This is a genomic window from Streptomyces sp. F63, from assembly GCF_018070345.1.
Taxonomy (GTDB): domain Bacteria; phylum Actinomycetota; class Actinomycetes; order Streptomycetales; family Streptomycetaceae; genus Streptomyces.
The window spans coordinates 163,477-188,037 of record NZ_JAGPXX010000007.1 but is presented as its reverse complement, the minus strand read 5'-3'; the positions used below and the strand labels follow the sequence as shown (position 1 = coordinate 188,037).

20 protein-coding genes are annotated in these 24,561 nt (G+C 73.8%); 11 read left to right on the top strand and 9 right to left on the bottom strand.

The window, feature by feature from the left end; genetic code table 11:
• Positions 1-13 precede the first annotated feature (13 nt).
• Positions 14-604, bottom strand: a complete 591-nt coding sequence (locus KBZ10_RS10680) for a TMEM165/GDT1 family protein (protein WP_210987292.1) — start codon at positions 602-604, stop codon at positions 14-16.
• A 536-nt stretch (positions 605-1,140) separates the two neighbouring features.
• Between KBZ10_RS10680 and KBZ10_RS10675 the strand changes: the two genes are divergently transcribed.
• Together KBZ10_RS10675 and KBZ10_RS10670 are read left to right on the top strand one after the other, a co-directional pair.
• Positions 1,141-1,812 carry an HNH endonuclease family protein gene (locus KBZ10_RS10675; RefSeq protein ID WP_210987291.1) on the top strand — a complete coding sequence of 224 codons (672 nt, stop codon included), beginning with the start codon at positions 1,141-1,143 and terminating at the stop codon, positions 1,810-1,812.
• 164 nt (positions 1,813-1,976) lie between these two features.
• Entirely contained in the window at positions 1,977-3,950 is a 1,974-nt protein-coding gene (locus KBZ10_RS10670; RefSeq protein ID WP_247702132.1) for an alkaline phosphatase D family protein, read from the top strand.
• A gap of 87 nt (positions 3,951-4,037) precedes the next feature.
• Here the strand turns inward: KBZ10_RS10670 and KBZ10_RS30270 are convergent, their stop codons facing one another.
• The gene (locus KBZ10_RS30270) at positions 4,038-4,874 is read right to left on the bottom strand and encodes a superoxide dismutase family protein (RefSeq protein ID WP_307847331.1); all 837 of its coding nucleotides are present in this window, start codon (positions 4,872-4,874) and stop codon (positions 4,038-4,040) included.
• Positions 4,875-5,101: 227 nt separating this feature from the next.
• On the opposite strand from KBZ10_RS30270, the gene KBZ10_RS10660 reads away from it, so the two are divergent.
• Together KBZ10_RS10660 and KBZ10_RS10655 are read left to right on the top strand one after the other, a co-directional pair.
• Positions 5,102-5,764: a DedA family protein gene (locus tag KBZ10_RS10660; protein WP_210987290.1), complete on the top strand. Its 663-nt coding sequence runs from the start codon at positions 5,102-5,104 to the stop codon at positions 5,762-5,764.
• A gap of 319 nt (positions 5,765-6,083) precedes the next feature.
• The gene (locus KBZ10_RS10655; RefSeq protein ID WP_210987289.1) at positions 6,084-6,608 is read left to right on the top strand and encodes a hypothetical protein; all 525 of its coding nucleotides are present in this window, start codon (positions 6,084-6,086) and stop codon (positions 6,606-6,608) included.
• A gap of 24 nt (positions 6,609-6,632) precedes the next feature.
• Here the strand turns inward: KBZ10_RS10655 and KBZ10_RS10650 are convergent, their stop codons facing one another.
• Complete coding sequence (locus KBZ10_RS10650) at positions 6,633-7,736, bottom strand: Ku protein (protein ID WP_210987288.1); 1,104 nt, start codon at positions 7,734-7,736, stop codon at positions 6,633-6,635.
• Between the two features lie 39 nt (positions 7,737-7,775).
• On the opposite strand from KBZ10_RS10650, the gene ligD reads away from it, so the two are divergent.
• The 4 genes from ligD to KBZ10_RS10630 all read left to right on the top strand — a co-directional run bounded on the left by ligD (position 7,776) and on the right by KBZ10_RS10630 (position 11,796).
• Complete coding sequence (ligD, locus tag KBZ10_RS10645) at positions 7,776-8,675, top strand: non-homologous end-joining DNA ligase (RefSeq protein ID WP_210987287.1); 900 nt, start codon at positions 7,776-7,778, stop codon at positions 8,673-8,675.
• Between the two features lie 188 nt (positions 8,676-8,863).
• Complete coding sequence (locus KBZ10_RS10640; protein ID WP_210987388.1) at positions 8,864-9,742, top strand: RNA ligase family protein; 879 nt, start codon at positions 8,864-8,866, stop codon at positions 9,740-9,742.
• A gap of 226 nt (positions 9,743-9,968) precedes the next feature.
• Complete coding sequence (locus KBZ10_RS10635; RefSeq protein ID WP_210987286.1) at positions 9,969-11,009, top strand: N-acetylmuramoyl-L-alanine amidase; 1,041 nt, start codon at positions 9,969-9,971, stop codon at positions 11,007-11,009.
• A gap of 115 nt (positions 11,010-11,124) precedes the next feature.
• Positions 11,125-11,796: a hypothetical protein gene (locus KBZ10_RS10630; RefSeq protein WP_210987285.1), complete on the top strand. Its 672-nt coding sequence runs from the start codon at positions 11,125-11,127 to the stop codon at positions 11,794-11,796.
• Between the two features lie 25 nt (positions 11,797-11,821).
• Here KBZ10_RS10630 and KBZ10_RS10625 read toward each other — a convergent pair whose 3' ends face one another.
• Positions 11,822-12,538: a hypothetical protein gene (locus KBZ10_RS10625; protein ID WP_210987284.1), complete on the bottom strand. Its 717-nt coding sequence runs from the start codon at positions 12,536-12,538 to the stop codon at positions 11,822-11,824.
• A 55-nt stretch (positions 12,539-12,593) separates the two neighbouring features.
• Between KBZ10_RS10625 and KBZ10_RS30265 the strand changes: the two genes are divergently transcribed.
• Positions 12,594-15,470: a CHAT domain-containing protein gene (locus tag KBZ10_RS30265; protein ID WP_210987283.1), complete on the top strand. Its 2,877-nt coding sequence runs from the start codon at positions 12,594-12,596 to the stop codon at positions 15,468-15,470.
• A gap of 205 nt (positions 15,471-15,675) precedes the next feature.
• Here KBZ10_RS30265 and KBZ10_RS10615 read toward each other — a convergent pair whose 3' ends face one another.
• On the bottom strand, positions 15,676-16,386 hold the full coding sequence (locus KBZ10_RS10615; protein WP_210987282.1) for a DUF6338 family protein: 711 nt from the start codon (positions 16,384-16,386) through the stop codon (positions 15,676-15,678).
• Positions 16,387-16,661: 275 nt separating this feature from the next.
• Between KBZ10_RS10615 and KBZ10_RS10610 the strand changes: the two genes are divergently transcribed.
• Complete coding sequence (locus tag KBZ10_RS10610) at positions 16,662-17,018, top strand: hypothetical protein (RefSeq protein ID WP_210987281.1); 357 nt, start codon at positions 16,662-16,664, stop codon at positions 17,016-17,018.
• A 242-nt stretch (positions 17,019-17,260) separates the two neighbouring features.
• On the opposite strand, the gene KBZ10_RS10605 is transcribed toward KBZ10_RS10610, so the two are convergent.
• Positions 17,261-18,688 carry an RtcB family protein gene (locus tag KBZ10_RS10605; RefSeq protein ID WP_307847329.1) on the bottom strand — a complete coding sequence of 476 codons (1,428 nt, stop codon included), beginning with the start codon at positions 18,686-18,688 and terminating at the stop codon, positions 17,261-17,263.
• 170 nt (positions 18,689-18,858) lie between these two features.
• Positions 18,859-19,320 (bottom strand): archease, encoded by a 462-nt coding sequence (locus KBZ10_RS10600; protein WP_210987280.1) that lies wholly within the window; start codon positions 19,318-19,320, stop codon positions 18,859-18,861.
• A gap of 287 nt (positions 19,321-19,607) precedes the next feature.
• On the opposite strand from KBZ10_RS10600, the gene KBZ10_RS10595 reads away from it, so the two are divergent.
• A complete protein-coding gene (locus KBZ10_RS10595) occupies positions 19,608-22,091 on the top strand; it encodes a sulfatase (protein WP_210987279.1) in 2,484 nt (827 codons plus the stop codon).
• A gap of 189 nt (positions 22,092-22,280) precedes the next feature.
• Here KBZ10_RS10595 and KBZ10_RS10590 read toward each other — a convergent pair whose 3' ends face one another.
• Positions 22,281-23,165 (bottom strand): aminoglycoside phosphotransferase family protein, encoded by an 885-nt coding sequence (locus KBZ10_RS10590; protein WP_210987278.1) that lies wholly within the window; start codon positions 23,163-23,165, stop codon positions 22,281-22,283.
• On the bottom strand, positions 23,162-24,556 hold the full coding sequence (locus KBZ10_RS10585) for a helix-turn-helix transcriptional regulator (protein WP_247702131.1): 1,395 nt from the start codon (positions 24,554-24,556) through the stop codon (positions 23,162-23,164). The genes KBZ10_RS10590 and KBZ10_RS10585 overlap by 4 nt, the downstream gene beginning before the upstream one ends.
• Positions 24,557-24,561: the final 5 nt, after the last annotated feature.

Sequence of the window (24,561 nt, the reverse complement as noted above, 5' to 3'; positions counted from 1 at the left end):
GGGTCGCGGGCCGTCAGCCCGTCGCGGCCTCGTACAGGCTGAACGCCGCGAGCCCCAGCATGACCGTTGCCGCGATCTTGGTGATCAGCCGCAGTGGCACGTACTTCATCAGGGTGCGGCCGCCGAGGATGCCGATGCCGGCCACCGCCCACAGCGCCAGCACCGCGCCGATGCCGACGGACACCGGGTCGTCGTAGCGGGCGGCCAGATTGGCGGTCATGATCTGGGTGAGATCGCCGAACTCGGCGGCCAGGATCAGCGTGAAGCCCGCGCCCGAGACCTTCCAGAAGCTCTGGCCGGCCGGCTCGGCGTTCTTCTCCCCGCCGTCCTCCTCACCGCCCTTCTTGAAGAGCAGGACCGCCGCCCCCGCCAGGAAGAGCACGCCCACCACGGCTTGCACGATCCGCTGCGGCAGCAGCGTGAGCACACTGCCCGCGGCGACGGCGATCACCACGTGGACAAGGAAGGCGGCGGCGACGCCCGCGAAGACGTACGAGGCGCGGTAGCGGGTGCCGAGCAGGAGACCGGCGAGCGCGGTCTTGTCGGGCAGTTCGGCGAGGAACACGACGCCGAAGACGAGTGCGATGGTGCCGATGCTGAGCACAGCGGTGTTTCCCTCTGTCGATCGGTTGACTGAGCCGCCCGACCGGTGACCTGGCTGTGTTTCAGGGGTCGCTTCGGCCCGGCAGCGTCTGGACACTGCGGCCGAAGGTCTCGCTGGGCGGGCCGCGCACCGTCGTGCGCCGCCTGCCTCCGGGCGCCGGCCCGGCCGCGAGAGGCGGCCGAGCAGTATGTCGACGGTCCGGCGAAGAGCTACTCCCCTTCAGACGCGTACAGCCTAAGCGATGCTCTCGCCGGTCTCCGCCCCGGGCGCGGGCGCGGGTGGACGGGCAGGCGGGCCCCGAACGACCCCCGGACGGTCCGAAGCGATCCGGAGCGAGCGAGCAACTCCGCGCCCCGATCGCACGGATGTGCCCCTGTTCGTCCGTCCGGTTATCGGGCACGGACACGTCAAGCCCTTGATCTGACGTGCTCATGTCGTCAACCTGTAACCCGGCGCCCCACCCCAGGACATCTGGCGGCGGCAGCCTGTGGCCGATTCCCCACCGGCCAACGTCCCCCCATCCCCAGGGAGTTCCCATGTCCCGTACCCACTCCGCCCCCACCCCGCGCGGCAGGGTCTACGCGCGTCGCGCCGGTCTGGCCGCCGCGCTCACCGCCCTGCTCGGCACGGTGGTGCTCAGCGGGCCCTCCGCGCAGGCGGCGCCCCCCACTCCGCCGAGCGCCTCCACCGCCCGCAGCTATCTCTCCCAGCTGACGGTCAAGGCGGAAGGTTCCAGCAGCGGCTACAGCCGCGATCTGTTCCCGCACTGGAGCACCCAGAGCGGCAGCTGCAACACCCGCGAGGTCGTGCTCAAGCGCGACGGCGAGAACGTCCAGCAGAACAGTTCCTGCGCGGCGGTCAGCGGCACCTGGCGCTCTCCGTACGACGGCGGCGTGTGGACCGCCGCCTCGGACGTCGACATCGACCACATGGTGCCGCTCGCCGAGGCCTGGCGCTCCGGAGCCTCCTCCTGGACCACCAGCAAGCGGGAGGGCTTCGCCAACGACCTCACCCGCGCCCAGCTGATAGCCGTCACGGACAACGTGAACCAGTCCAAGGGCGACAGGGACCCGGCGGAGTGGATGCCGCCCTCCTCCGGCTACCACTGCATGTACGCCCGCATGTGGGTGCAGGTGAAGTACCACTACGACCTGTCGGTCGACTCCGCCGAGAAGTCGGCACTCAGCGGGGTCCTGAACGGCTGCTGAACCGCACACCGCCCAAAGGCCCGCAGGCGAAACGGGGTTGAGACGGCCGGTGCCCCTGCCCGGGCCCGGGGCGTCCGCCGGCCCGGAACGCCCGCCGCCCCGGGGCTCCCCGCCTCCCTCCGTCGTTCCGTACCGTTGCGGGACGACGGAGGGAGGCGATCACCATGACCGGACTGCGGCTGGGCCCGCTTCTGCGGTACGTGGACGAGCACAGCGCCACCGTCTGGATCGAGACGGACGGCCCGTGCCAGGCGGAGGTCCGCTGCGCGGACGGCGCGGACGCCGCGACCGGTGCGGGCGGCGCGCCGGGTACAGCCCGCCCGGGCGGCGCGCCCGGCACGGGCGGGACGCTTGATACGGACGGCGCGCCCGGCACCGGTACGGGCGGCGCTCCACGCGCGGGCGCCGCCGCCCCCGGCGGCACGGCGGGCACGGCGTCCCCGGGCGCCCCCGGCGGCACGGCCCGCAGCTGGCGGGTCGGCGGCCACCACTACGCGCTGGTGACCGTCACCGGCCTGCCCCCCGAGAGCACCACTCCGTACCGGGTGCTGCTCGACGGACGCCAGGTCTGGCCCCCGCCCGGCGGCGGCGAGCCGGCCCCGGTCATCCGCACCCTTCCGCGCCCCGGCACCGGCGGCACGGACGGCGCGCCCCTGCGCGTGTCCTTCGGCTCCTGCCGCTGGGCCGCCCCGCCGTCCGCCACCGCGGCCGGCGGTCTCGGCCCGGACGCGCTGGACACCCTCTCCCTCCGGCTGGCCGCCGACCCGCAGGCCGAGCGCCCCGACGTCCTGCTGCTCCTGGGCGACCAGGTGTACGCGGACGAGACCTCCGAGGCGACCCGGCGCTGGATCGCGGAACGGCGCAGCCCGGAGGAGCCGCCGGGCGACCAGGTCGCGGACTACGAGGAGTACACCCGCCTCTACGACGAGTCCTGGTCCGACCCCGAGCTGCGCAGGCTGCTGGCCACCGTCCCCAGCTGCATGATCTTCGACGACCACGACGTCATCGACGACTGGAACACCAGCGAGGCGTGGCTGGAGGGGATGGAGGCCACCGGCTGGTGGCGCGAGCGGGTACTGTCCGGGCTGATGTCCTACTGGGTCTACCAGCACCTGGGAAACCTCTCCCCCGCCGAACTGGAGTCCGACCCGCTCTTCACCGCCGTCCGGGAGGCGCCCGACGGCACCGCGCTCGTACGGGAGTTCGCGGCCGCCGCCTACGCCGACCCGACCCACGTCCGCTGGAGCTACCGCCGCGACTTCGGCCGGACCCGGCTCCTCATGGTCGACACCCGCGCCGCCCGCGTCCTGCCCGAGCAGCGGCGCGCCATGCTCGGCAAGGAGGAGTCCGACTGGCTGCGCGAACAGGCGCTGGCCGACCCGGGCTCGCGCGACCATCTGCTGATCGGCACCTCGCTGCCCTGGCTGCTGCCGCCCGCCGTCCACGACGCCGAGCAGTGGAACACCGCCCTGTGCGGCGGCGAACGCGGCGCCCGCTGGGCGCGCTGGGGCGAGAAGGTGCGGCAGGGCGCGGACCTGGAGCACTGGGCGGCCTTCCCGGCCTCGTTCGACGAACTGACCGGCCTGGTCGCCCGCGCGGGCAGCGGCCCGGAGGCGCCGGCCACGGTGTGCGTCCTCTCCGGCGACGTACACCACGCGTACGTGGCCGAGCCGCACTGGCCGGAGGCGTCCGGACGACGGCCGGGGCGGGGCGGGCGGGCGACCGGGGCCGCCGCCGGAGCCGGGACGGAGCGGCGCACCGGGACGGACGCGCCCGGCGGCCCGGACGGGGCCGGGGCGGACGGAGCGGTCCGGCCGTCGGCCCGGGTGCTCCAGCTGACCTGCTCCCCGCTGCACAACAGCGTCCCGGCCGCGATCAAACTCGGCTTCCGCTTCGGCTGGAGCCGGGCGGGCCGCCTGCTGGGGCGTGTCCTGGCCCGGCACGGGCGGGTCGTGCGCCCGGTCGTGAGCTGGCGGAAGGCCGGCGGCCCGTGGTTCGGCAACCAGCTGATGACCCTGACGCTGCGCGGACGCGAGGCCGAGCTGACCCTCCACCGCGCCGAGTCCGGCGGCCCCGGCGGCGCACGGCTGGCCACGGTCCTGCACCGCCGCCTGACCGGCCCGGACACCGGCGCATGACCACGACCGTCCGGGGCCCTGCGGACGAGGTGGGTGACGCGGACCGCACCACACCGGGCCGGTCGGGACGGCCCGGGTGGCGCGTCCTCAGCGCCGCGGGGCGAACGGGACCGTGAAGCAGGCCAGCCGGGCACCGGCGGCTCCGGCCGCGCCGTCCTCCGTCGCCGTGTGGTGCTCGTGCAGCACCACGGAACGGGCCTCACCGGGCCGGAAGTTCCAGTCCTGCCGGGCCTTCGCCACGCCGTCGCCGGAGCCGTCGGCCGTGAAGTCCAGCCACACCTCGTTGTCCGGGTTGGCGTACCGGGGGTCGGTGGACGGCTGGTCCGGGTCCGGGCGGTGCTGGTAGTGCGGCCCGGAGGAGTCCGGTTCGGGGCCGCAGGGCCGGGTGTGCACATGGGCTCCGTACGCGCGGCCGGGCTCGGCACCGCTCACCCGGAGCCGCACCGTCGTGCCCTCCGGGCCCGTCCACTGGCGCACGCCGATCAGGGCACCGGGCGGCACGGCCTCCGTGTCGTAGGTGACCGCGCCCGCGGTCCGGTGCGGGGACGCCGGGGCGAACCGCGACACCGCGTTGACCCGGGGGAACCAGGACGCGCCCCGCAGCGCCCGCGGCCCCGGCTCCTCCGGTGTCCCGGCGTGCGGGCCGGGGCGTGGAGGGCCTTCCTGCGGGCGGGGGCCGAGGACGTCGCGCAGCCAGCGGTCCAGCGGACCGTCGTACCCGGCGGTATGGCGTCCGTCACTCCGCTCCGGGCCCCGCTCCGCCGCTCCGGCCGGCGCCGCGCCCGGTACACCGCCGGCCAGCGCCGGCACCAGGGCGAGCAGCAGGGCCGGGACGGTCCTGCCGCCGCCCGCCGCCGCCCGGCTCCGCCGCCACGCCCAACGGGGCGCCGTCCGGCCCTTCTTCACCGTGCTCCTCGCTGTCATCGCACTCCTCCCGCACGCGGCGCTCTTCGGTTTCCGGTTGCCGGGCGACCATCCTTTCCCGGCACGCCGGCGTTCCGCGCCCGCCGTACGGATGGTCCGCCGGACCTGTCGGCGCGCCGGTGTCCGGAGATCATCCGGGGCTTCCCGGGCGTACGCTGTACGGCGGTACATGACCGCTTCTGCCGCACCCCCGCGACGCGCGGTCGGGGGCCGGGATGGGAGAAGCCGTGCTGGAGGGACTGGGGTCGCTGGCGGCAGCCCCGTGCATCTACGTCATCGTCATGCTGTCGGTGCTGCTCGATGTCTTCCTGCCCGTCCTGCCGAGCGGGTTCCTGGTCGTCGCCGCCGCCACCGCGGCGGCCGGCGCGGGCGCGGCCGACGCCGTCGAGGCCGCCACCGGCACGACCGGTTCCGCGGCCGTCGTGCCCGACCTCCTGGTGCTCGCCCTGTGCGCCGCGACCGCCTCCGTCCTCGGCGACCTGGCCGCCTACCGGCTGGCGCGGCGCGGCGGTGCGCGGTTCGACCGCGCCATCGCCCGGTCCCGGCGGCTGTCCTCGGCGCAGGACCGGCTGGGCACCGCGCTGGTCCGGGGCGGCGGGCCCCTGGTGCTGCTCGCCCGGTTCGCGCCCGCCGGACGGTCGGTGGTGAGCCTGGGGGCGGGTGCCGCGCACCGCGCGGTCCGCGAGTTCCTGCCCTGGTCCGCGCTGGCGGGCCTGGTGTGGGCGGTCTACAGCGTGAGCCTCGGCTATCTCGGCGGCCAGTGGCTGGGCGCGTCCTGGTTCGGCGCGGCCGTCTCGGTGCTGGCGCTGCTCGCGGCGGGGGCGGCGGCCGCGTACGCCCTGCGCCGCCCCGCCCGCACGGCGGGGCCGCGGCCGGGCGGGACGGCGTAACCCGGAAACGCGTCACGCCTCTTCGCCGGGTCCCCCGGCCGCCGCGCTCCGGACGGCTGTTCCCGCGGCCACGCTCCGGCACGGCGCCCGAGCACTGCCGCGCACGGCCCCGGGGTCCGCTCGCGGCGGCCGTCACCCGCGCGGCCGTCCGTCCGCGGGCCGCCTGCCCTCCACTGCACGCGTGCGGCCACTCGTTCGCTCGGCCCGGATCGCCGTGTCCGGGCGGGGCTTCTAGCGTTCCCCAAGGAGCGCGGGCCTCCGGCCGCACACCGGCGGGCCCGGAATCCGCCGTGGACGTGGAGTGGAGGAGAACCGGCCCATGCGCAGCACACACTTCGCCGGGGCGGCCGTCCTGGCAGCGGCCGTCCTGAGCGCGTCCCCGCCCGCGGCGGCGGCCCTGTCCGTCCCCGCCGCGGCAGCCATCTCGGACGGCGCCCCGCCGGGTCCGTCCGTCGAGACGGAGCCGTCCACCGTCGCGCCGGGCGGCACGCTCCGGCTGCGGGCCACGGGGTGTGAGAGCCGCACCGGCACGGCCTCGTCCCCCGCCTTCGGAAGCATCAGGCTCGAACCGGGTGATCTGAAGGCCGGTCATCTCTTCGGCATTGCCACGGTCCACCTCCACGCCCGGACCGGCGCCCAGCAGGTGAGCGTGCGGTGCGGCGGGCCCGAGGGCCGCTCGGCCGCCACGCGCGTCACCGTGTCGCGGGAGGCGGCGGAGGCCGGAGCGGGCGGCTTCGGCGGGACGGCGACGGCGGCGACGGCGACGGGCGGTGCCCTGCTGCTGGCGGCCGCCGCGCTCGGTCTGCGTCTGCGCCGCCGCGCCCGCACGGCCCCGGGCCGCTGACTCCGGCCGGGGCCGGGCCGGCCCTCAGCCCGCGCGGTCCCGCTTCTTGGCGGAGGCCGTCTTCTTCGCCGTCCCGGACGTGCTCCTCCGGCCGCGGGAGTCCTTCGCCTCCGACCCGCTCTTCCGCGCCGTGCTCTTCCGGCCGCCACCGGCCTTCTTGCCGGCCTTCCCCGGCCCTTCCTCCTCCCCCGCGCCACCGCGCTTGGCGGCGCTCTTCTTCGCCGCCGTCCCTCCGGCCCCGGCCTTCCCGGCGCCCTTCCCGGAGCGCAGCTCCCGCAGCTCCCCCTCCGCCCCGCCGTCCTCCTTCCCGCCGCCTCCGCCCTCCCCCGCGGCCTCCGCGGTCTGCTCGCCGCGGCCCTCCCGCGCCGCGCGGACGCTGTTCTCCAGGGCGGCCATCAGGTCGATGACCTTGCCCCCGGCCTCCACCCGTTCCCGCGCCTCCTCCGGTTCGACGCCCTCCAGCTTGGCGGCGACGAGTGCCTCGACGGCTTCCCGGTACTCGTCGTGCAGTTCCTCCGGATCCAGCTCGCCGAGGGTCTGCATGAGGGTGTCGGCGAGGTCGAGTTCCGCGTCGCGGATGCCGACCTCGGTGTCGGGCGCGACCCCGGCCGAGGGCCGGATCTCGTCCGGCCACAGCATGGTGTGCAGGGCGAGGGTGTCGTCGACGACCCGCAGCATCGCCAGGGTCTCCCGGCCGCGGAGGGCCAGTTTGGCGATGGCCACCTTCTCGCTGCGGTTCAGCGCCTCGCGGAGCAGGACGTACGGCTTCACCGCGCCGCCGCCGTCGGCACCGAGGTAGTACGAGCGGTCGAGCTGGAGGGGGTCCACGGTGTCGGCCGGCACGAAGGCGAGGATCTCGATGGTGCGGGCGGTGGGCAGCGGCAGCGCGGAGAGGTCCTCGTCACTGAGCGGCACGGTCGTCCCGTCGGCGGCCTCGAAGGCCTTGGTGATCTCCTCCGTGGGGACTTCCTCCTCGTCGAGCTCGCACACCTTGCGGTACCGGATGCGCCCGCCGTCGGCCGCGTGGACCTGGCGGAACGAGACCGAGTGGTTCTCCGTCGCCCCGAAGACCTTGACCGGGATGCTGACCAGGCCGAAGGAAATGGAACCCTTCCAGATGGATCGCACGATTCACACCTTTCGTGCCTTCATGTGATGATCCATGCTATGTCGATCATCGCGGAGGTGGAGGGCCGGCGGCTGGCGCTCAGCAATCTGGAGAAGGTCCTCTATCCGAGCGGTTTCACCAAGGGTGAGGTCCTGCACTACTACGCCGCCGTCGCGCCGGCGCTCCTGCCCCACCTGCGCGACCGCCCGCTGTCCCTGCTGCGCTATCCGGACGGCGCGGGGGGCGAGCACTTCTTCGCCAAGAACGTGCCGCCCGGTGCCCCCGCCTGGGTGAAGACGGCCGAGGTCCCGCGCTCGGAGGACAAGTGGGCCCGGCAGATCCTGGTGCAGGACCTGCCGACGCTGGTCTGGGTGGCGAACCTCGTCACCGAGCTGCACACCCCGCAGTGGAGGGCGGCGGAACCGGCCCTCGCCGACCGGCTCGTCCTGGACCTCGACCCGGGTGCTCCGGCGACGGTCGTCGAGTGCTGCGTCGTCGCGGACTGGCTGCGCGCGCGGCTGGCCGAGGACGGGCTGCGCGCCCACGCCAAGACGAGCGGCTCCAAGGGCCTGCACCTGCTCGTCCCGCTGCACCCGCCCGCGCCCTCGCGCGAGGTCACCTCCTACGCCAAGGCGCTGGCGGTGGAGGCGACACGGGCGCTGCCGGGGCTGGTGACCCACCGGATGTCCCGCTCGCTGCGGCCGGGGAAGGTCTTCGTCGACTTCAGCCAGAACGCGGCCGCGAAGACCACCGCCGCGCCGTACACCCTGCGGGCCCGCGACACCCCGACCGTCTCGGCTCCGGTGGAGTGGACGGAGATCAGCGCCTGCACGGACCCGGAGCAGCTCGTCTTCCGCGCCGGCGACCTGCCGGACCGGCTGGCGGCCCACGGGGACCTGCTGGCCGGGCTCCTCGATCCGGAACGCGGCCGGCCGCTGCCGGATCTGCGGGCGCCGTGAGCGGGGCGGGAGCGGAAGCCGGGCGGGGCGGGGAGGCCGCGCCCCGAGCCGTCCCCGGAGGCGGCGCCGGGGACGGCACGGGCCCCGCGGGCTCCGGCTCCGGGGACGGCTCCGGCTCCGGCTCCGGGGACGGCTCCGGCTCCGGCGGCTCGCGCGGCCGGGCCGGCCGGGCCGCGCTGCGCCCTCCGGTGGAGGTGGCGCTGGCCCGGCCGGTCGAGCGGCTGCCCCGGGGAGCCGGACTCGCGTACGAACCCAAGTTCGACGGCCACCGGGTCGTCCTGCTGCGCGACCCGGACCGCGTCCTCCTGCAGGCCCGCTCCGGCCGGATCGTCACCGACTCCTTCCCCGATCTGGTGGCGGCGGCCGAGGCGCTGCCCGCCGGAACGGTGCTGGACGGCGAGGTCGTCGTCTGGACGGCGGGGCGCACGGACTTCGCCGCCGTGCAGAAGCGCGCCCTGGCCGGCCGCGGCCGCGCCGCGGAGCTCGCCCGGCGGCTCCCCGCCTCGTACGCGGCCTTCGACCTGCTGGCCACCGGCGCGGACGACCTCCGGCCCCTGCCGTACAGGCGGCGGCGCGCCGCGCTGACCGACCTGCTGGCCGCGGTCGGCCCGCCGGTGCAGGCGGTCCCGATGACGACCGATCCGGAGCTGGCCGCCCTCTGGTACGAGACGCTGACCGCGAACGGGGTCGAGGGCCTGGTCGTCAAACGGCTCGACGGGCCCTATCGCGGCGGCCGGCGCGACTGGCTGAAACTGCGGCACTCCGACACCCGCGACGCGGTGGTCGCCGGGGTGACGGGCTCCCGCACGCATCCGCGCGCACTGGCGGTGATCCTGCCCGGCGACGACACCCCGGTGCTCACCTCCCCGCTGGCCCCGGCGGTGCGCGCGCAGCTCGCCGGGGCCCTGGCGGGACTGCCGCCCGGTGCGGCCCCTCCGGCGGGCGGGGCCGTGACCACGGACGGCACGCCGTATCTGCCCGTTCCACCGGTGCTCACGGTGGAGGTGCGGCAGAGTTCGACCCGCCATCCCCTGACGACGGTCAGCCGGCTGCGCCTGCCCGAGTGACGCTCAGTCACCGTCAGCCGCGTCAAGCCCCGTTACCCGCCATTTCCCGGCGTTTTGCCCGCGGGGTGTTTCCGCACCGGCACACCACGGGCATCACCACTCTGCCAACACGCCGAGACTCTCGAAGTCCGTTGATATTAATGATAGTTGGCTACCTTCTGTGTTCCCCGCACGTCCCGCCCCCACGGCGTGCTCCCCTCCATCGAGCTGTCCAAAGGGATTGCCCATGGCCACACCCCTCTCCGCGAGCCGGCTACTCGCAGCGATCAAGGCCGAAGGCTGCAAGGTCGTCGAGTACAGGAGCTGGCGCACCCACAACCGCAACCACAAGGGCCCCTGGGGGCCGGTGTACGGCGTGATGATCCACCACACCGTCACCTCCGGCACCGACGCGTCCGTGGCCCTCTGCTACAACGGGCACAGTTCGCTGCCCGGACCGCTCTGCCACACCGTCGGCGCCAAGAACGGCACGCTCTACATGGTCGGCAACGGCCGGGCCAACCACGCCGGTTCCGGGGACGACGACGTCCTGCGGGCCGTCATCGACGAGCGGGCCCTGCCGGCCGACAACGAGTCCAACACCGACGGCAACCGCCACTTCTACGGCATCGAGCTCATCAACCTCGGCAACGGCCGCGACCCCTGGCCCGAACCCCAGCTCGACGCCGCGGCCCGCTGGGCCGCCGCCATCTGCCGCGCGCACGGCTGGAACGAACGCTCCGTCATCGGGCATCTGGAGTGGCAGCCGGGAAAGGTCGATCCGCGCGGCTTCACCATGAGCACTTTCCGGTCGCGCGTGAAAGCCCTGCTCTCCCGCCCGCCCGGCCAGGACAACGACGCCCCGGAGGACGACGTGCCGCTCTACCTCAGTCTCGGTATGCACAGGGAATTCACCATGGTTCCCGGAACCTGGTACTCGGTCGCCTGGGACCAGGAGTGGTCGGACCCGCTCAAGCACCACGCCGCGGGCGGCCGCACCTTCGCGACCAACTGCCAGTACAACGGCGTGGCCTCGATACGGGTCCGCGGACTCACCCCGGGCCGGGAGCTCCAGGCCCGCATCGTCGAGGACAACACCTCGGGCGACACCGTGCAGCACCATCCGATCGGTGAGGCGGTCGGCACCGCCGGCAGTACCTTCCTGGCCTTCCCCTTCTCGGGCAAGGCGCGCAGGGACCGCAGGATCAAACTCCAGATCGCCCACAACGGCGAGGAGCCGGTGACGGTCGAGAACAGCTACCTCAAGGCCCAGGTCTGGCCGAACTGACCGCGCATGGCCGCCGGAAGGGGAGGGAAGGACGGACGTGCTGCTCCAGTTGCTGACGGATCCGGTGCGGCGTCGGTGGCGTCGGGCTCTCCACGAGTCGGTTGTGCGCGGCCGGGTGAGCACCGACTCCATCCGCAGTCTCGGCAGGGGCGTGCTGGCAGACCTCGACCGCGAACACCGGCAGGCCTTGAGCGTCGAGGCGCAGCGCGCCATCGCCGAACTGAGGTCCAGGGCCGAGCGGGAGACCCGGCAACTGCTGATCAACACCACAGCCATCCTGGACGTCCCGTTGGCCGCGGGCGAATCCGTCACGCACCGGACGAACCTGGGAGTCGCGGAGTACCTGCGCTGGCACGCGTCCATGGAACGGATCAGACGGACGGCACGCGCCCACCGACGGGACGGGCGGGGCAGCCCGGTCGGTTCCGGGGACCGTACCGGCCTGAAGAAGGACTTCGTGGTGATCGCCACCGTCGCCGGAACCGTGGCGCTGGCGACGGCTGCCTCCCCCGTCGTGGCGCTTCTGGGCGCGATGTGGCTCCTGGCAGCGATGCTGCTGCTCGCCGAGATCGGCTACGGAACCACCTCGCTGATCGGGGGGTGCTGGCTGGCCCTTGGCATCGTGGGCTACTGGCAGCGTTCCGCGCTCGGCGAGTGGGCCCTGTCCTTTCGCTGGTGGTTTCTTCCGGCCGGCCTGCTTCTGGTCGGACTCACGGGCCTGTTCGCGGCACGCCGACGGCACCGGGCACCGTCCGGGGTTCACGAGCGGAATCCGCACGAGTGGTGAGGGCGGTGCGGCCCCGCCGGGAGCGTCAGCCCTCGGGCTCGACGGCCCTCAGCAGGCCGAGGGCCGTCGCGAGGGCAAGGGCCTCACCGAACTCGAACGCCATGCCCGCACGGGCCGCCCGCTGTCTGTTCCGGGACAGTCTGCGGCGTCTCCGCCCGGGCCGGGGGAGGACGGGATGACCGTGCAGTGCGTAGACGGACGCGAGGAGCAACCAGCCGCCGGCACCCGGTCCGTGACCGGCCTCGGACGGGGGGACGGCGGCACGTGCGTGCTCCGCCTGCCGCGCACACAGCGTGTGCACGCCGTGCGCCTCCGGGAAATAGCCCCCGAGCAGTCGGGACACCTGCCGTTCAGCGGTGCCGCGGACGGTACGCAGCTCCCCGGTGGGCGACGGTTGCGCACTCGTCCGGTGGTCCGGTGCCCGGGGCCCGGTTCCGACGTCGAGCTCGTACCACACCGGCCAGAGGTAGTGCGCCGTCAGCGTGGCGGCGTGCAGATGCCCGAGGGCCGCCATGGGCTCCAGCCCGCACAGCAGCTCGGGGAGAGTCTCCAGTTGGGTGAGGATCGCCGCCCGCAGCCACGGCGCGGCACGGGACGCCCCGGGCAGCAGCCCTCGGACGGTGCCCGCGATTTCTCCGCGCAGCAGGGGCACGTAGCACGCGTAGGCGGCGCCGGGCAGATGGCCCTCCACGAAGAACCCTTCAGGACCGGACGGAGGACTGCCGGCATCGTGAGGTGTCATCGGTCCGGCCCTCCCGCTCGTCCGTGCCCGCCGCACGTTGTCCGGCAGGACTGAGGTGCCTCCAGTGTGGTGGCAACTGGCTCTTGCGTGGGGCGGCCTGATGGCCGTGCTGCCCTGGGTGATGAGCGGGCGCGACGTCGACATGCGGCAGCGCGTCTGGGGGAGCCTCGCCGGGCTGACTCTTCTCGGCACGGCGATCCGGAACGTCGAGTCCACGGATTCCGTGACGTTGTCGGCAGGTGTCCTCGTCATCGTCCTCGCAGTCGCGGCGTCCCTGTCCGCGCGGTGGCGGTACCGGCGGCTGAAGGACCGGGGAAGGTGGGGCTCTCCCGGCCAAGCGGGGGCCGGGGCCGCGGAGGACCGGGCCGCGGAAGGACGCACCCTGCTCGCCCGCTTCGGCTACGAACGGGGCAGCGAAACGCTGGACCGCGGAATCGCCATGCTCCGTTCGGCCACCGAAAGCGCCACAGGCCCCCGGCGGCTCCACCATGCGGGACACCTGGCACAAGCGCTGGTCACCCGGTACGGCCGGCTCGGAGACCCCGCGGACCTGGACACGGCGGTCGACACAGCGGAATGGGCCGTGGAAGCCGCAGCACGAAGCCGGGCGCCGCGGTCCGCCGACGCCCTCACCGTGCTCAGCCAGGCGCTGCGGCTGCGCTTCGCCCGCTTCGGCGACGCCACCGACCTCACCCGGGCCGTCGACGCGGCAGCAGCGGCGGTCGGCGCCGCCGAGGAGAGCCACAGGGACCCCCGCCCGGCGTTCCGTCAACTCGGAGCGGCCCTGTACAGCCGTTATCTGCGCTTCGGGGAACGGGCGGACGCCGACGAGGCCATCAGCCTTCTCGAGCGGTACGCCGAGGGCCTACCGCGAAGCCACCGGGGCCGGGCGGATGATGTGCTGATGCTCAGTCAGTGGTATCTCTGGCGCGCCAGGGAGAGCCGGTGGCTGCACGACCTGGACCGCGCCGTCGCCCTCGGCTCCGACGCCGTGCGCACATCACCGGGCGGGCACCCGCACCGGCACCTGGCGCGCAACCACCTGGCGAGCGCCCTCCTCGCCCGCTTTGAGCGCCGCGGAGACATCGCCGACGTCAACGAAGCCGTCCGGCATGCCGAGCGAGCGCTGCGCGGCTTCTCGCCCGGCGACCCTCCCCGGGTCGCCAGCGCCTGCGTCCTGGCAGGGGCCCTCGGCTACCGGTACGCAAGGTACGGGCGACCCGTCGATCTGGAGCGCGCACTGGACCTGGCGCGCACCGCGGCCGGCACGGAGTCGGTTGGTGCCGAGGCCCGCGTCGCCGCCGGACTCATCTGGGCCGAGACCGCGGCCGACCACCACCGCCACCGCGAAGCCGTGGCCGGCTTCGAGGGCGCCATCGAGTTGCTGCCCCGGGTGGCGGACCCCGGCCTGGCCCGGGAGGACCAGGAATACCGGCTCGGCCACTGGGGCGGCACGGCCGGAACCGCCGCGGCCTGCGCGGTGGCCGCCGGTATGCCGGAGCAGGCCGCCCGGCTCCTCGAAGGGGGGCGGGGCGTTCTCCTCTCACGCTCCTTGGGCGGCCCCTCCCGGCTCGATGAACTCCGGCGGCGGCACACGGGCCTTGCGGCGGAGTGGGAGGAACTCCGTGGGCAACCGGACCCTGCCGCCGGCGGACCGGGATCACACCACGCCCGGGAAGCGGACCGCCGGGCCGAGCACCGGGCCCTGCGCGAGCGGCAGGAGAGCGTGCTCCGGCGCATCCGCGAACAGCGGGGGTTCGAGGACTTCGGACGGGCTCCGTCGCGTGCCGAACTTCTCGCCCAGGCCTCCGAGGGTCCGATTGTCTACCTCAACTGCACGCGGCGCGGATCCGACGCCGTCCTCGTCACCCACGACGGCATCCGCACAACACCCTTGCGGGACGCGTCGTGGGAGGTGGTTTCCGGCCACGTCTCGACGATCCGGAACGCGGTGGAAGTGAACCACATCGGAGACCTCGCGGCCCAGAGAAAGGCCTCCCAGGTGCTGGCCTGGCTCTGGGACGCCGTCGCGCAGCCGGTTCTCGACGCCCTCGACCTGCCCGTGCCGGGAGACGGGGAGGGGAGACCGCGCGTGTGGTGGGTACCGACGGGCCCGATGTCGTTCCTGCCCATCCACGCGGCCGGACACCACGAGACCCGGCACGAGCGGTGTCCGGCGACGGTTCTGGACCGCGTCGAATCCTCCTACACGCCGACCGTACGAGCGCTCGCCGCGGCCCGGGCCGGGCACATCCCGCCCGCCGAACCCCGGCCCCGTCCCCTCGTCGTGTCCCTGCCGGAGACGCCCGGCGGACGCCCGCTCCGCAACGCCGCACCGGAGGCCGCGTTCATTGAGTCGCTCTTCCCGGACGCCCAGGTCCTCAGCGGTCCGGAGGCCACCCGCGGGAGCGTGGTCGCGCGGCTGGCGGACCGGACCTGGGTCCACTTCGCCTGCCATTCCGTCAGCGATCTCCGCTCCCCGTCCCGCAGCCGTCTGCTGCTGCACGACCACGAGACCAGCGACTTCGCCGTCGCGGACGTGTCGGCCCTGCGGCCCGGAGCGGCCTTCGCTTCACCGGAAAACGGCTCCGGGCGAAAGGGAGCGGGCCACGCCCCGGCCAGACCGGGACTGGCGTATCTGTCCGTCTGCGACAGCGCCAGGCCCGCCCCCGCGCTCGTGGACGAGGCCATCCATCTCGCCTCGGCGTTCCAAGTGGCAGGGTTCCCCCAGGTGGTGGCAACCCTGTGGCCTCTCGCCGACCGTGCCGCCGTGAGCTTCGCCGAGGACTTCTACCGCGAGATCCGTCGCCGGTACGCGCCGGACACCCGGCTGCCGGCCTCCACCGCGCTGCACCGCGCCACCCACCGGGCGCGCGAACGCTACCCGCACATTCCGGCCGTATGGGCGGGACACGTGCACGTGGGGGTGTGAGCGCGGCTGAGTTCGGCGTGCGGCCCCGGCTCACTCCGCAGCAGGCGGCTGCACGCCCGGCGGCGCCGGTACATCGTCGGTGCCCGTCCCGGCCGGCCGGGGCGAGACGCCCGCAGGCCCCCCAGGTGCCTCGGAGGGCTCCACGACGTTGTCGTGCGGGACGTAGCCTCCCCGCACACCGCCGGGCTCCTCAAGCAGTTCCCGCTCATCCGGAGTCAGTTCGGATTCGTCCGGGGACGGCTCGGTCATGGCTTCCTCCACCTCTCGTGTGTCGTGACGCGCCCCGGTCCGGTTCGAGGAGTTCCAGGAGATCCGCGTCGTCGGCCCGCACGTGCAGTCCGGCACTGTGCGCGACGCGCCCCGTGAACGCGCCGGCGGGATCCATGCGCCACGCCGACTCGAGAAACAGTTCCCTCGGTTGGGGATACGCCGTGGCATAGGACTGCCCTCCGTACCATCCCCCCACCCAGGTCCCGTCCTTCATCCTCAGCCGTACGAAGCAGGAGCCGCGGTCGCGGAACATGTGATCCCAGGCGGTCGGCGTCACCCGGTAGCGGGCACGCAGCCGCCGGCGCTGCCAGACCGAGACGGCCCCGGCGGCGGCCGCGGGCACGGCCGCGAACAGCATCAGTGCCACGAAACCCACCAGGCGTACCCGCTGTCCGGGATCGTCCCACCGCACCGGTTCCCCAGGAGTCCCCCGGACCAGCCGCAGCAATTCGGGCCCGGCCACGAGCATGTACACGGCGTCCAGCACCACGGAGGCGGACAGAGCCCGCAACACCCGCTCGCTCAAGACTTGTTCACCCGGGACAGGGCCGCGCCATCGCTCCCTGAGGAACTGGTAGACGACCCCTGGCAGCACGAACAGCACCAGGACGGCCACTTGGAAGACCGTCGCGGGGGCCTGCCCCATCTCTCCCCCTCAAGCGTCGACCGGGCGCCTTTCCGGGGACCAAGAAACCACGGGACGGCGGGTCTGTCCGCGACTTGCCGCAACGGATCCGCGCACGGGTCCCACGCGGGCCCCGGCCTCCCCGAAACAGCGCCCCGGAACAGCGCGGGAACGAACAGACATACTGAAAAACCCCTATCCGGACTATGCGCCAACTAAGGAGATAAAAGGGCGGTTAGCCTCTATCCACCTCATCCGGTTCACCGGGTGACATCACTGAAGAATGAGGAGACTTCATGCGCATGCTGCAGAAGGCCGCCATGACCATGGCCATGCTGGGGACCATCGGGTTCCTCGGGACCGGCACCGCCCTGGCCCAGTCGGACATCCAGTCCGAGCGCCAGTCCCACCGCTACGAGCAGAGCTACGACAACGACAGGTACGCCGAGGACCGCGGGCACGGCCGGGGCCGCGGGCACGGCCACGGCCGCGGACACCGGCACGGCCACGGCCGCTGGCACGGCGGCCACGGGCACGGCCACGGCCACTGGGGCCACGGCCGCGGACACCACCGCGGGCACTGGGGCCACGGCCGCGGCCACGGCCGGGGCCACGGGCACGGGCACGGCCACTGGGGCCACGGCCGTCGGTGACCGCGGGCAGTGCCCGGGCCCGGCCCCGGCTCCGCGCCCGGCAGCTGTCCCGCACCCCCCGCACCGGGCCGACACCCCTCGGCCGGCGACCCTGAACGTCCCCGGCTGACCACCTCCACCGGTGTCGGACCGGCCCCGGAGTCCCCCCGCCACCGCCACTGGCGGGGGGGCTCCGCCGTACCGCGCCGGCCCCCGCGGCCGGCCCCTCCGCCGGCGCGCCCGCCGACGCGCCCGCCGGCTCGTCAGCCCTTGACGACGCCCAGCGGTACCAGGCGGGCCACGAGCCGGGCGAGGCCGGCGCCCTCGGTGACGTCGGCGACCACGTCCACGTCCTTGTACGCCTCCGGGGTCTCCTCGGCCAGTCCGCGCCAGGAGGACGGCCGGACGGCCACCCCCTGCGACTCCAGGTCGGCGCGCAGCCGCTCGCCGCGCACCGAGCGCAGCGCCTGATGGCGGCTCATCACCCGGCCGGCGCCGTGGCAGGCGGAGCGGAAGGCCTCGTTGCCGGGCAGGCCCGTCATGACGTACGAGGCGGTGCCCATGGTGCCGGGAACGAGCACGGGCTGCCCGGCGCCGGCGAGGTCCTCCGGCAGGTCCGGGTCGCCCGGGGGCAGCGCCCGGGTCGCTCCCTTGCGGTGGACGCAGAGCCGGCGCCGCACGCCGTCCACCTCATGGGTCTCGACCTTGGCCATGTTGTGGGAGATGTCGTAGACGAGGTCGAGACCGGTCCCGAGGGCGGCCGTGAAGGCCCGGCGGGCCGCCTCGGAGAGCAACTGCCGGTTGGCACGGCCGTAGTTGGCGGCGGCCGCCATGGCGCCCAGGTAGTTGCGGCCGGGCGCCGAGTTCACGGGGGCGCAGGCGAGCTGACGGTCCGGCAGGCCGATGCCGAAGCGGTGCAGCGCCTGGTCCATCACCCGCACATGGTCGGTGCACACCTGGTGCCCGAGGCCGCGCGAGCCGCAGTGGATCATGACGCAGACCTGGTCCTGCCGCAGGCCGAAGGCCGCCGCCGCGTCCGGATCGTAGAGGTGGCCGACCGCCTGCACCTCCAGGAAGTGGTTGCCGGACCCCAGACTGCCCACCTGCCCCAGTCCCCGCTCCACGGCCCGCCGGCTGACCTCGCCGGGCGCCGCGCCCTCCAGCATCCCGGAGTCCTCGCAGCGTTCCAGGTCCCGGGGCACGCCGTGGCCGTGCTCGACGGCGTACCGGGCGCCGCCCACCAGCAGGTCGTCCATCGCGTCCGGGTCCGGCAGCTCCCACAGCCCGCCGCGCCCCATGCCCCGGGGGATGGTGCGGCCGAGGATGTCCATCAGCCGGCCGAAGGCGCCGGGGTCGAGCTCCGCGCGGGTGGTCCCGGCGGCCAGCAGCCGCACACCGCAGGAGATATCGAAGCCGACGCCGCCGGGCGAGACGACACCGCCCTCGTCGATGTCGGTGGCGGCGACCCCGCCGATCGGGAAGCCGTAGCCCCAGTGCACGTCGGGCATCGCGTACGAGGCGCGGACGACGCCGGGCAGCGTGGCCACGTTCGCGACCTGCTCCAGGGCCTTGTCACCGGCCGCCTGCGGCAGCAGCTCGCGCGAGGCGAAGACCACTCCCGGTACGCGCATCGCCTCCCGCTCCTCGATCCGGAAGCGGTACGGGGTCTCCTCCGTCAGTTCGATCTCCACATCCTCACCTCCGGTTCGGTGGCGGCCCGGGCCGGAGCGTTCCGGGCCGGCCGGGCAGCCGCGGGCCGGGGCCTCGCCGGGCGGTGGCGCGGCACCGCCGGTTCCCCGTCTCCCGTCCGTTCCCCGTCTCCCGTCCGTTCCCGCGGGCGGCCGTGCCCCGTGCGGCGGTCTCAGACGTCGAGGGTCACCGCGCAGGTCCACCCCCCGGAGTCACCGAGCAGCCGGAGGTCGTGCAGCGAGACGGCCTTGGGCACGGCCCCGACCAGCGGTGTGCGGGCGGCGTCGGCCATCCGGCAGCGGACGGTGGCGGCCCGGCGGCCGTCCTCGGCCCGGATCGGGCCCACCGCGGTCTCCAGCGGGATCTCGCTGTCGGCGTCCAGACGGTAGACGGCCTCGTCGAGGACGGAGACCAGCAGATCCTCATCGGTCGCCGCCGTGACCTCGAACTCGCGCTCGGCCACGGCCACGGCCCCGGAGACGTCCGCGAAGCTCTCCACCGCGGCGCGCACCGCTTCGGCGATGCACCGCTCCACCGTCTCCGCCCAGGCCTCCACCCGCAGGTCGGCGGTGTGCGGCACGGTCCGGTGACCGCTGCCGCGCGGCCGCCCCAGGTCTTCCGTACCGTCCTCCACGTCACCGCCTCTCCGTGACGCCCCGCGCGCGGTCCGGTCGCCACCGCGCCTCTCCCTCCAGACTCGCCCCGCGCCGCGCCGGCGGCAACCCGGTACGGAAGGACCACGGGTCCGCCGGGCCCGGGGTGCGGGCGGCGCGCCGTTCCGTCATGACCGGCGGTTTTCCTCACCCGGCCCGCCCGGTGATTGAGTGGTTGGCGCCGGCCGGCCGTACCCATGAGGGCGGGCCCCGCTCCCGGCCCGGCCCGCCCTGCCACTACCGGGCTTCGCATGGAAGGACCTTCGGGTTGCCGCTCTCTCGTCAGCTTCCGAACACGGACAACGCCACCACGGAGGACGGCCCGGCGCCGGACGACTCCGGGGAGCGCGCACCGGACGACACGACCCTCACGGACCAGGACCGCCCCACGGGCCAGGACCGCGCCGCGGACCCGGAGGACACCGCGGCCACCGGAGGCGGTGACGACGAGCGGGACGGCGCCGGCACAGGCGGCGCCCCGGCCGCTGCCGCACCCGCCCCCGGCGGTGACGCTCCGGCGAAGCCTTCGGCGCCCCGGGCCGCCGCCCCCGCCGCGGACCCCACCGCGGAACCCACGGCCCGGCGAGACGCCGGCACCGGCGGCGGCGCGGGCGACGACCAGGGCGGCGGCACGGGGAGCGAGGCCGCTGTCGAGGCCGCGGGCGAGCCCACCGCGGCAGGGGACTCCGCCCCGGCCGACGCCACCGGTGGCAGTGCTGACGGCAGTGCTGCCACCGGGGCCGGCGACGAGACCCCCGCCGGTGGCGGCACGGACAGCGGCCCTGAACAAACCCCCGCCGCACGGGAGTCCGCTCCGGCCCGGAGCGCCGCCGCCCGTCCGGGTCCGGCCGATCCCGGAAACCCCTCCCCGGGCAGCGCGGTTGGCAGCGCGGTTGGCAGCGCGGTTGGCAGCCCCGCCGACGACGCGACCGGGGACACCGCCGACGGCACCGCGGCCGGGGCCCCGGCCGCAACCGGCGGCGAGCGCCGCGGCCCGCGCGGTCTGCGCGGTCTGCGCGCCAAGTACCCGGCCGCCGCCCGTGCCGTGGCGTACACGGTCACGGCCCTGGCCGTCCTCCTCGTCTACACCGCCCTCGTCCTGCCGAACGGGCTCACCCGCTTCAAGCCCTCTGCCTTCACGCGCATCCCCGGCGAGGCGGTCGTCGCCGCCGCCGTCCTGCTCTTCCTCCCGCCGAGGGCCCGCCGGTGGGTCGCGGCGCTCTCCGGGGCGGGCCTCGGCCTGCTGCTCGTCCTGAAGCTCACCGACATCGGCTTCTACGCGGTGCTGAGCCGGCCGTTCGACCTGGTGCTCGACTGGATCCTCTTCGAGGACGCCCACGCCTTCCTGGAATCCACGATCGGCGGGACCGGCGCCGTCGCGGCCGTGATCGGCGTGGTGGCCCTGGCCGCCGCCGTGCCCGTGCTGATGACGCTGGCGGTGATCCGGCTGAGCGAGCTCCTGGTCCGGCACCGTGCCACGGCCACCCGTACGACCTTCACCGTCGCCATCGTCTGGATCACGTGTTCCGCGCTCGGCCTCCAGATCGGCAGCACGCCGGTGGCCTCCAGCGCCGCGGCCAGGCTCGCCAAGGACCGGGTGAACCGGGTCGAGGCGGGCATCAAGGACGAACGCAAGTTCGCCAAGGTGGCCGCCATTGACGACTTCCGGGACACCCCGCCCGACGAACTGCTGACCGCCCTGCGCGGCAAGGACGTCCTCTTCGCCTTCATCGAGAGCTACGGCCGGGTGGCCATCGACGAGAACCCGGAGATGTCACGCCGCATGAGCGCGGCCCTCGCGGAGGACACCGGCCGGCTGGAGAAGGCCGGGTTCTCCTCCCGGAGCGGCTTCCTCCGCTCCCCCACCACGGGTGCCGGCAGCTGGCTGGCGCACTCCACCCTGTGGTCCGGCCTGTGGGTCGACAACCAGCGGCGGTACCGCACCGTGACGGCGAGCGACCGCCTCACCCTCACCGGCGCCTTCCAGCGCTCCGGCGCCTGGCGGACGGTCGGCATGATGCCGGGCGTCACCCGGGCCTGGCCCGAGGGCAAGTTCTACGACTTCGACGCCATCTACGACTCCAAGGAACTCGGCTACCACGGACCGAAGTTCAGCTGGTCTCCGGTCCCCGACCAGTACACCCTGTCCGCCTTCGAGCGGCTGGAGCACGCCAGGAAGGACCGCGATCCGCTGATGGCCGGGATCATCCTCGCCACCAGCCACAACCCCTGGGCCCCCATTCCCCGGATGATCGGCTGGGACGAGGTCGGCGACGGGTCCGTCTACCACGCCATGAAGGAGCAGGGGAAGGACCCGAAGGAGGTCTGGAAGGATCCCGAGCAGGTGCGCACCGAATACCAGCGCGCCGTCGAGTACTCGATGGACAGCCTGGTCTCGTACCTGGAGGAGTACGGCGACGAGGACACCGTGCTCGTCGTCCTCGGCGACCACCAGCCCGTCCCCACCGTCGCCGGTGACGAGGCCAGCCGGGACGTGCCGATCTCGATCGTCGCCCACGACAAGGCCGTGCTGGACCGCATCTCCGACTGGGAGTGGGACGAGGGCCTCAAGCCCGGCCCGGAGGCCCCGGTCTGGCGGATGGACACCTTCCGCGACCGCTTCCTGACGTCGTACGGCCCGCAGCACGATGCCCCGTCCGCGCCGGACGCGGAATCGGACGCGGGCGGGGACGCGAACCGGGACTCCGGCGCGGCCCCGGCCCCGGACCCGGACAAGCCGACGAAACGGTGACCACCGACCGGTGAACACCGGCTCCGCGTCAGCACAGGCGAGCCCCGGGCCCCCACGGCCCGGGGCTCCCGTGCTCGTCAACGCACCGACCCCCGTCAGTTCGGGCGCATATGGCGGCGCCGAAGCCACCCCCGCCGTCATCTCGCCCAACCGAAGCCATGCCAACCGCACTGCGTCCAAGCCACGGCACTACATGATCCCCGTCCACTTCCACGGGCGCGGCCCACGCCGGCCGCGAAGGCAGTCCACGCGATACTGCGCTTCCTTCGTCCACTCCGGTCGGGTGGCAGCGTGATGGGCTGCGTAGGTGGCCATACGCAACTCACGAGCGCCTGAAAGCAGTTCGTACCCCTGCCACTCCGTCACATCTACGCCGTACACGTCGCAGAACTCTGCGTACTCGGGAAGGCTCACGGTGCCGGTCGTGGTGAGCTTCACCGCAGTGGAGACCAGGTCCCACTCCGGTGGGCCCACAGACACTCGCTCGAAGTCCAGCAGGATCGGACCGCGGGCCGTCCGGGCGACGTTGCCCACCCACGCGTCGCCATGCACGACGCAGTCGGGACGTCCGGAAGGACGCCGGCCCCACTGGCGTTGCAGTTCCTCATGCCGTTGCCGGAGCCACGACCGGTCGTCCTCGGCCAGGGACGTGGCGGCGTCAATCCTTTCCGGCACACGGACGAATGGGTCGAGCTCGCCCAGGGGGAAGTCTGGAACGGGTAGCGGATGTAGCCGCTTGAGGAACTGCACCACGTCGCGGACGGTGCCGTTCGTGTGCGCTGGCAGTTCCTCCCAGAACGTCACCGGGTGCCCGTTGACCTCTACCGGCTGGTCGGCCGGCAGCGCGCGAACGGCTGGGACGTCATGGTCGGCCAGCCACTGTGCGACGTTCACCTCTCGGACGGCTGCCGCCCACTGACCGGGGCGCGCGATGCGTACGATGGCGCGCTGACCCGGCAGACGCCATATCTCGTTCTCCGCGATGCGGATCGGCTCGGCGGCAGAAGGATCGAGCCCGGCCGCAGAGCAGGCTGCGGCCAAGACCGCGGATGAAGCGTGGGCCGAGATTGTCACGCCCGCAACGTAGCGCCGATTCGTTCGCGCAGGTACGCCACTTCGGGGGTGCCACGGTGCCGGGCGGCGAACCGGTGGAGTTCCTTCAGGTCATCCGCAGCCCGCCGGGAGGTCAGGTGGCCGGCGTCCGTGAGGGCCTGGTGGCCGATGACTGTGGCCTGTTGCGGGTCGCCCTTGGCCATCAGAAGGCTCGCCAGCTTCGTACCGGAGATTGCGCGCGAGCGGGCGTATGCGTCGTCGTGGCCTTCGATAGCGGTCTCGAAGCGCCGACTGGCCTGCCCGGGGGTCTGGTCCTTCAACAGGACCAGGTCGTACAACGCGTGTGCGGTGTCCCCATGGTGCTGGGCTTCGTTGTAGTACGCCATCCAGGGTGGATCGTCCTGCGGGTTGGACCGGGCGAAGGCGTCGTCGGCGGCGCCGACGGCCGCCATGGCGCCGCCGATGTCGCCCATCTTTCCGAAGGCGCGAGCGCGGGCTGTGTGCAGCATGGCCTGGATGGTCGGTGTGAGCCGGTCGGCTCGGACGAGGCCCTTCTCCGCGTAGGTGAGGCCGGTGTCCGGGTCGCCGATCCAGACGGCCTGTCGTGCGAGGAAGGAGAACACCTTGGCGCGTAGGTGCCAGTCGTTGGCCTCTTCGGCACAGTCTGCGGAGATCTTGAAAGCGATGCGGGCGTCGTCGTGTGCGTAGGCGTCGAAACGGGATGCGCCGACCACGACGCCCAGGCGTGCGACAGCGGTGTAGAGCGGGGCGCGGAGCTGCTCGGGGCAGGGGACGGTGAGCAGACGGACTGCCCACTCCATGGCTCGGCCGGCGAGAACGCCAACGAGCCCTCCGCCGCCGTGAGCGTTGTCCCGGCGGTGGATGTCTTCCGCCACGCTCAGGACTGCCGTGATGTCCTTAGGGCGAATCCTGGTGGGTGGCTCGTGCGGGGTGGTGGAGGCGACGAGCGCGGCGAGGTCTATCGATGCGATGGCGGCCAGACTGCTGTTGGCCAGGAAGGCGCGACGGTCCACAGGCTCGGTGCTCCCCAGCGGCGACGAAGTCTCTCTGCCCAGGATGCGGCCTTGGTGTGCCTGAGCGGTGCCCTCCATCGAGGGGCCGGCGTTCTTTTCCGTTTCACGACGGCGCTTTTCCGATTCGCCGGACACCATCCCCCAGGCGCGGGTGAGCACGCCGCCGGTCGTCAACACCTCGTCCAAACGCTCCGCCAGGTCGCGGCGGCACGAGGCCCGGCCCTTCTCCACCTTCTCGATGAGGGAGGGGCTGGCCTGCACCAACGGGCCTAACGAGGACGCCGAGTGGCCACGCTTCTTCCTCCAGTACCGCACCTCGTGGCCGAACCAGTCGCGCGGCGAGGCGTCGGGAGTCAGCTGCTTTTCGGGTCGTGGCATGACGG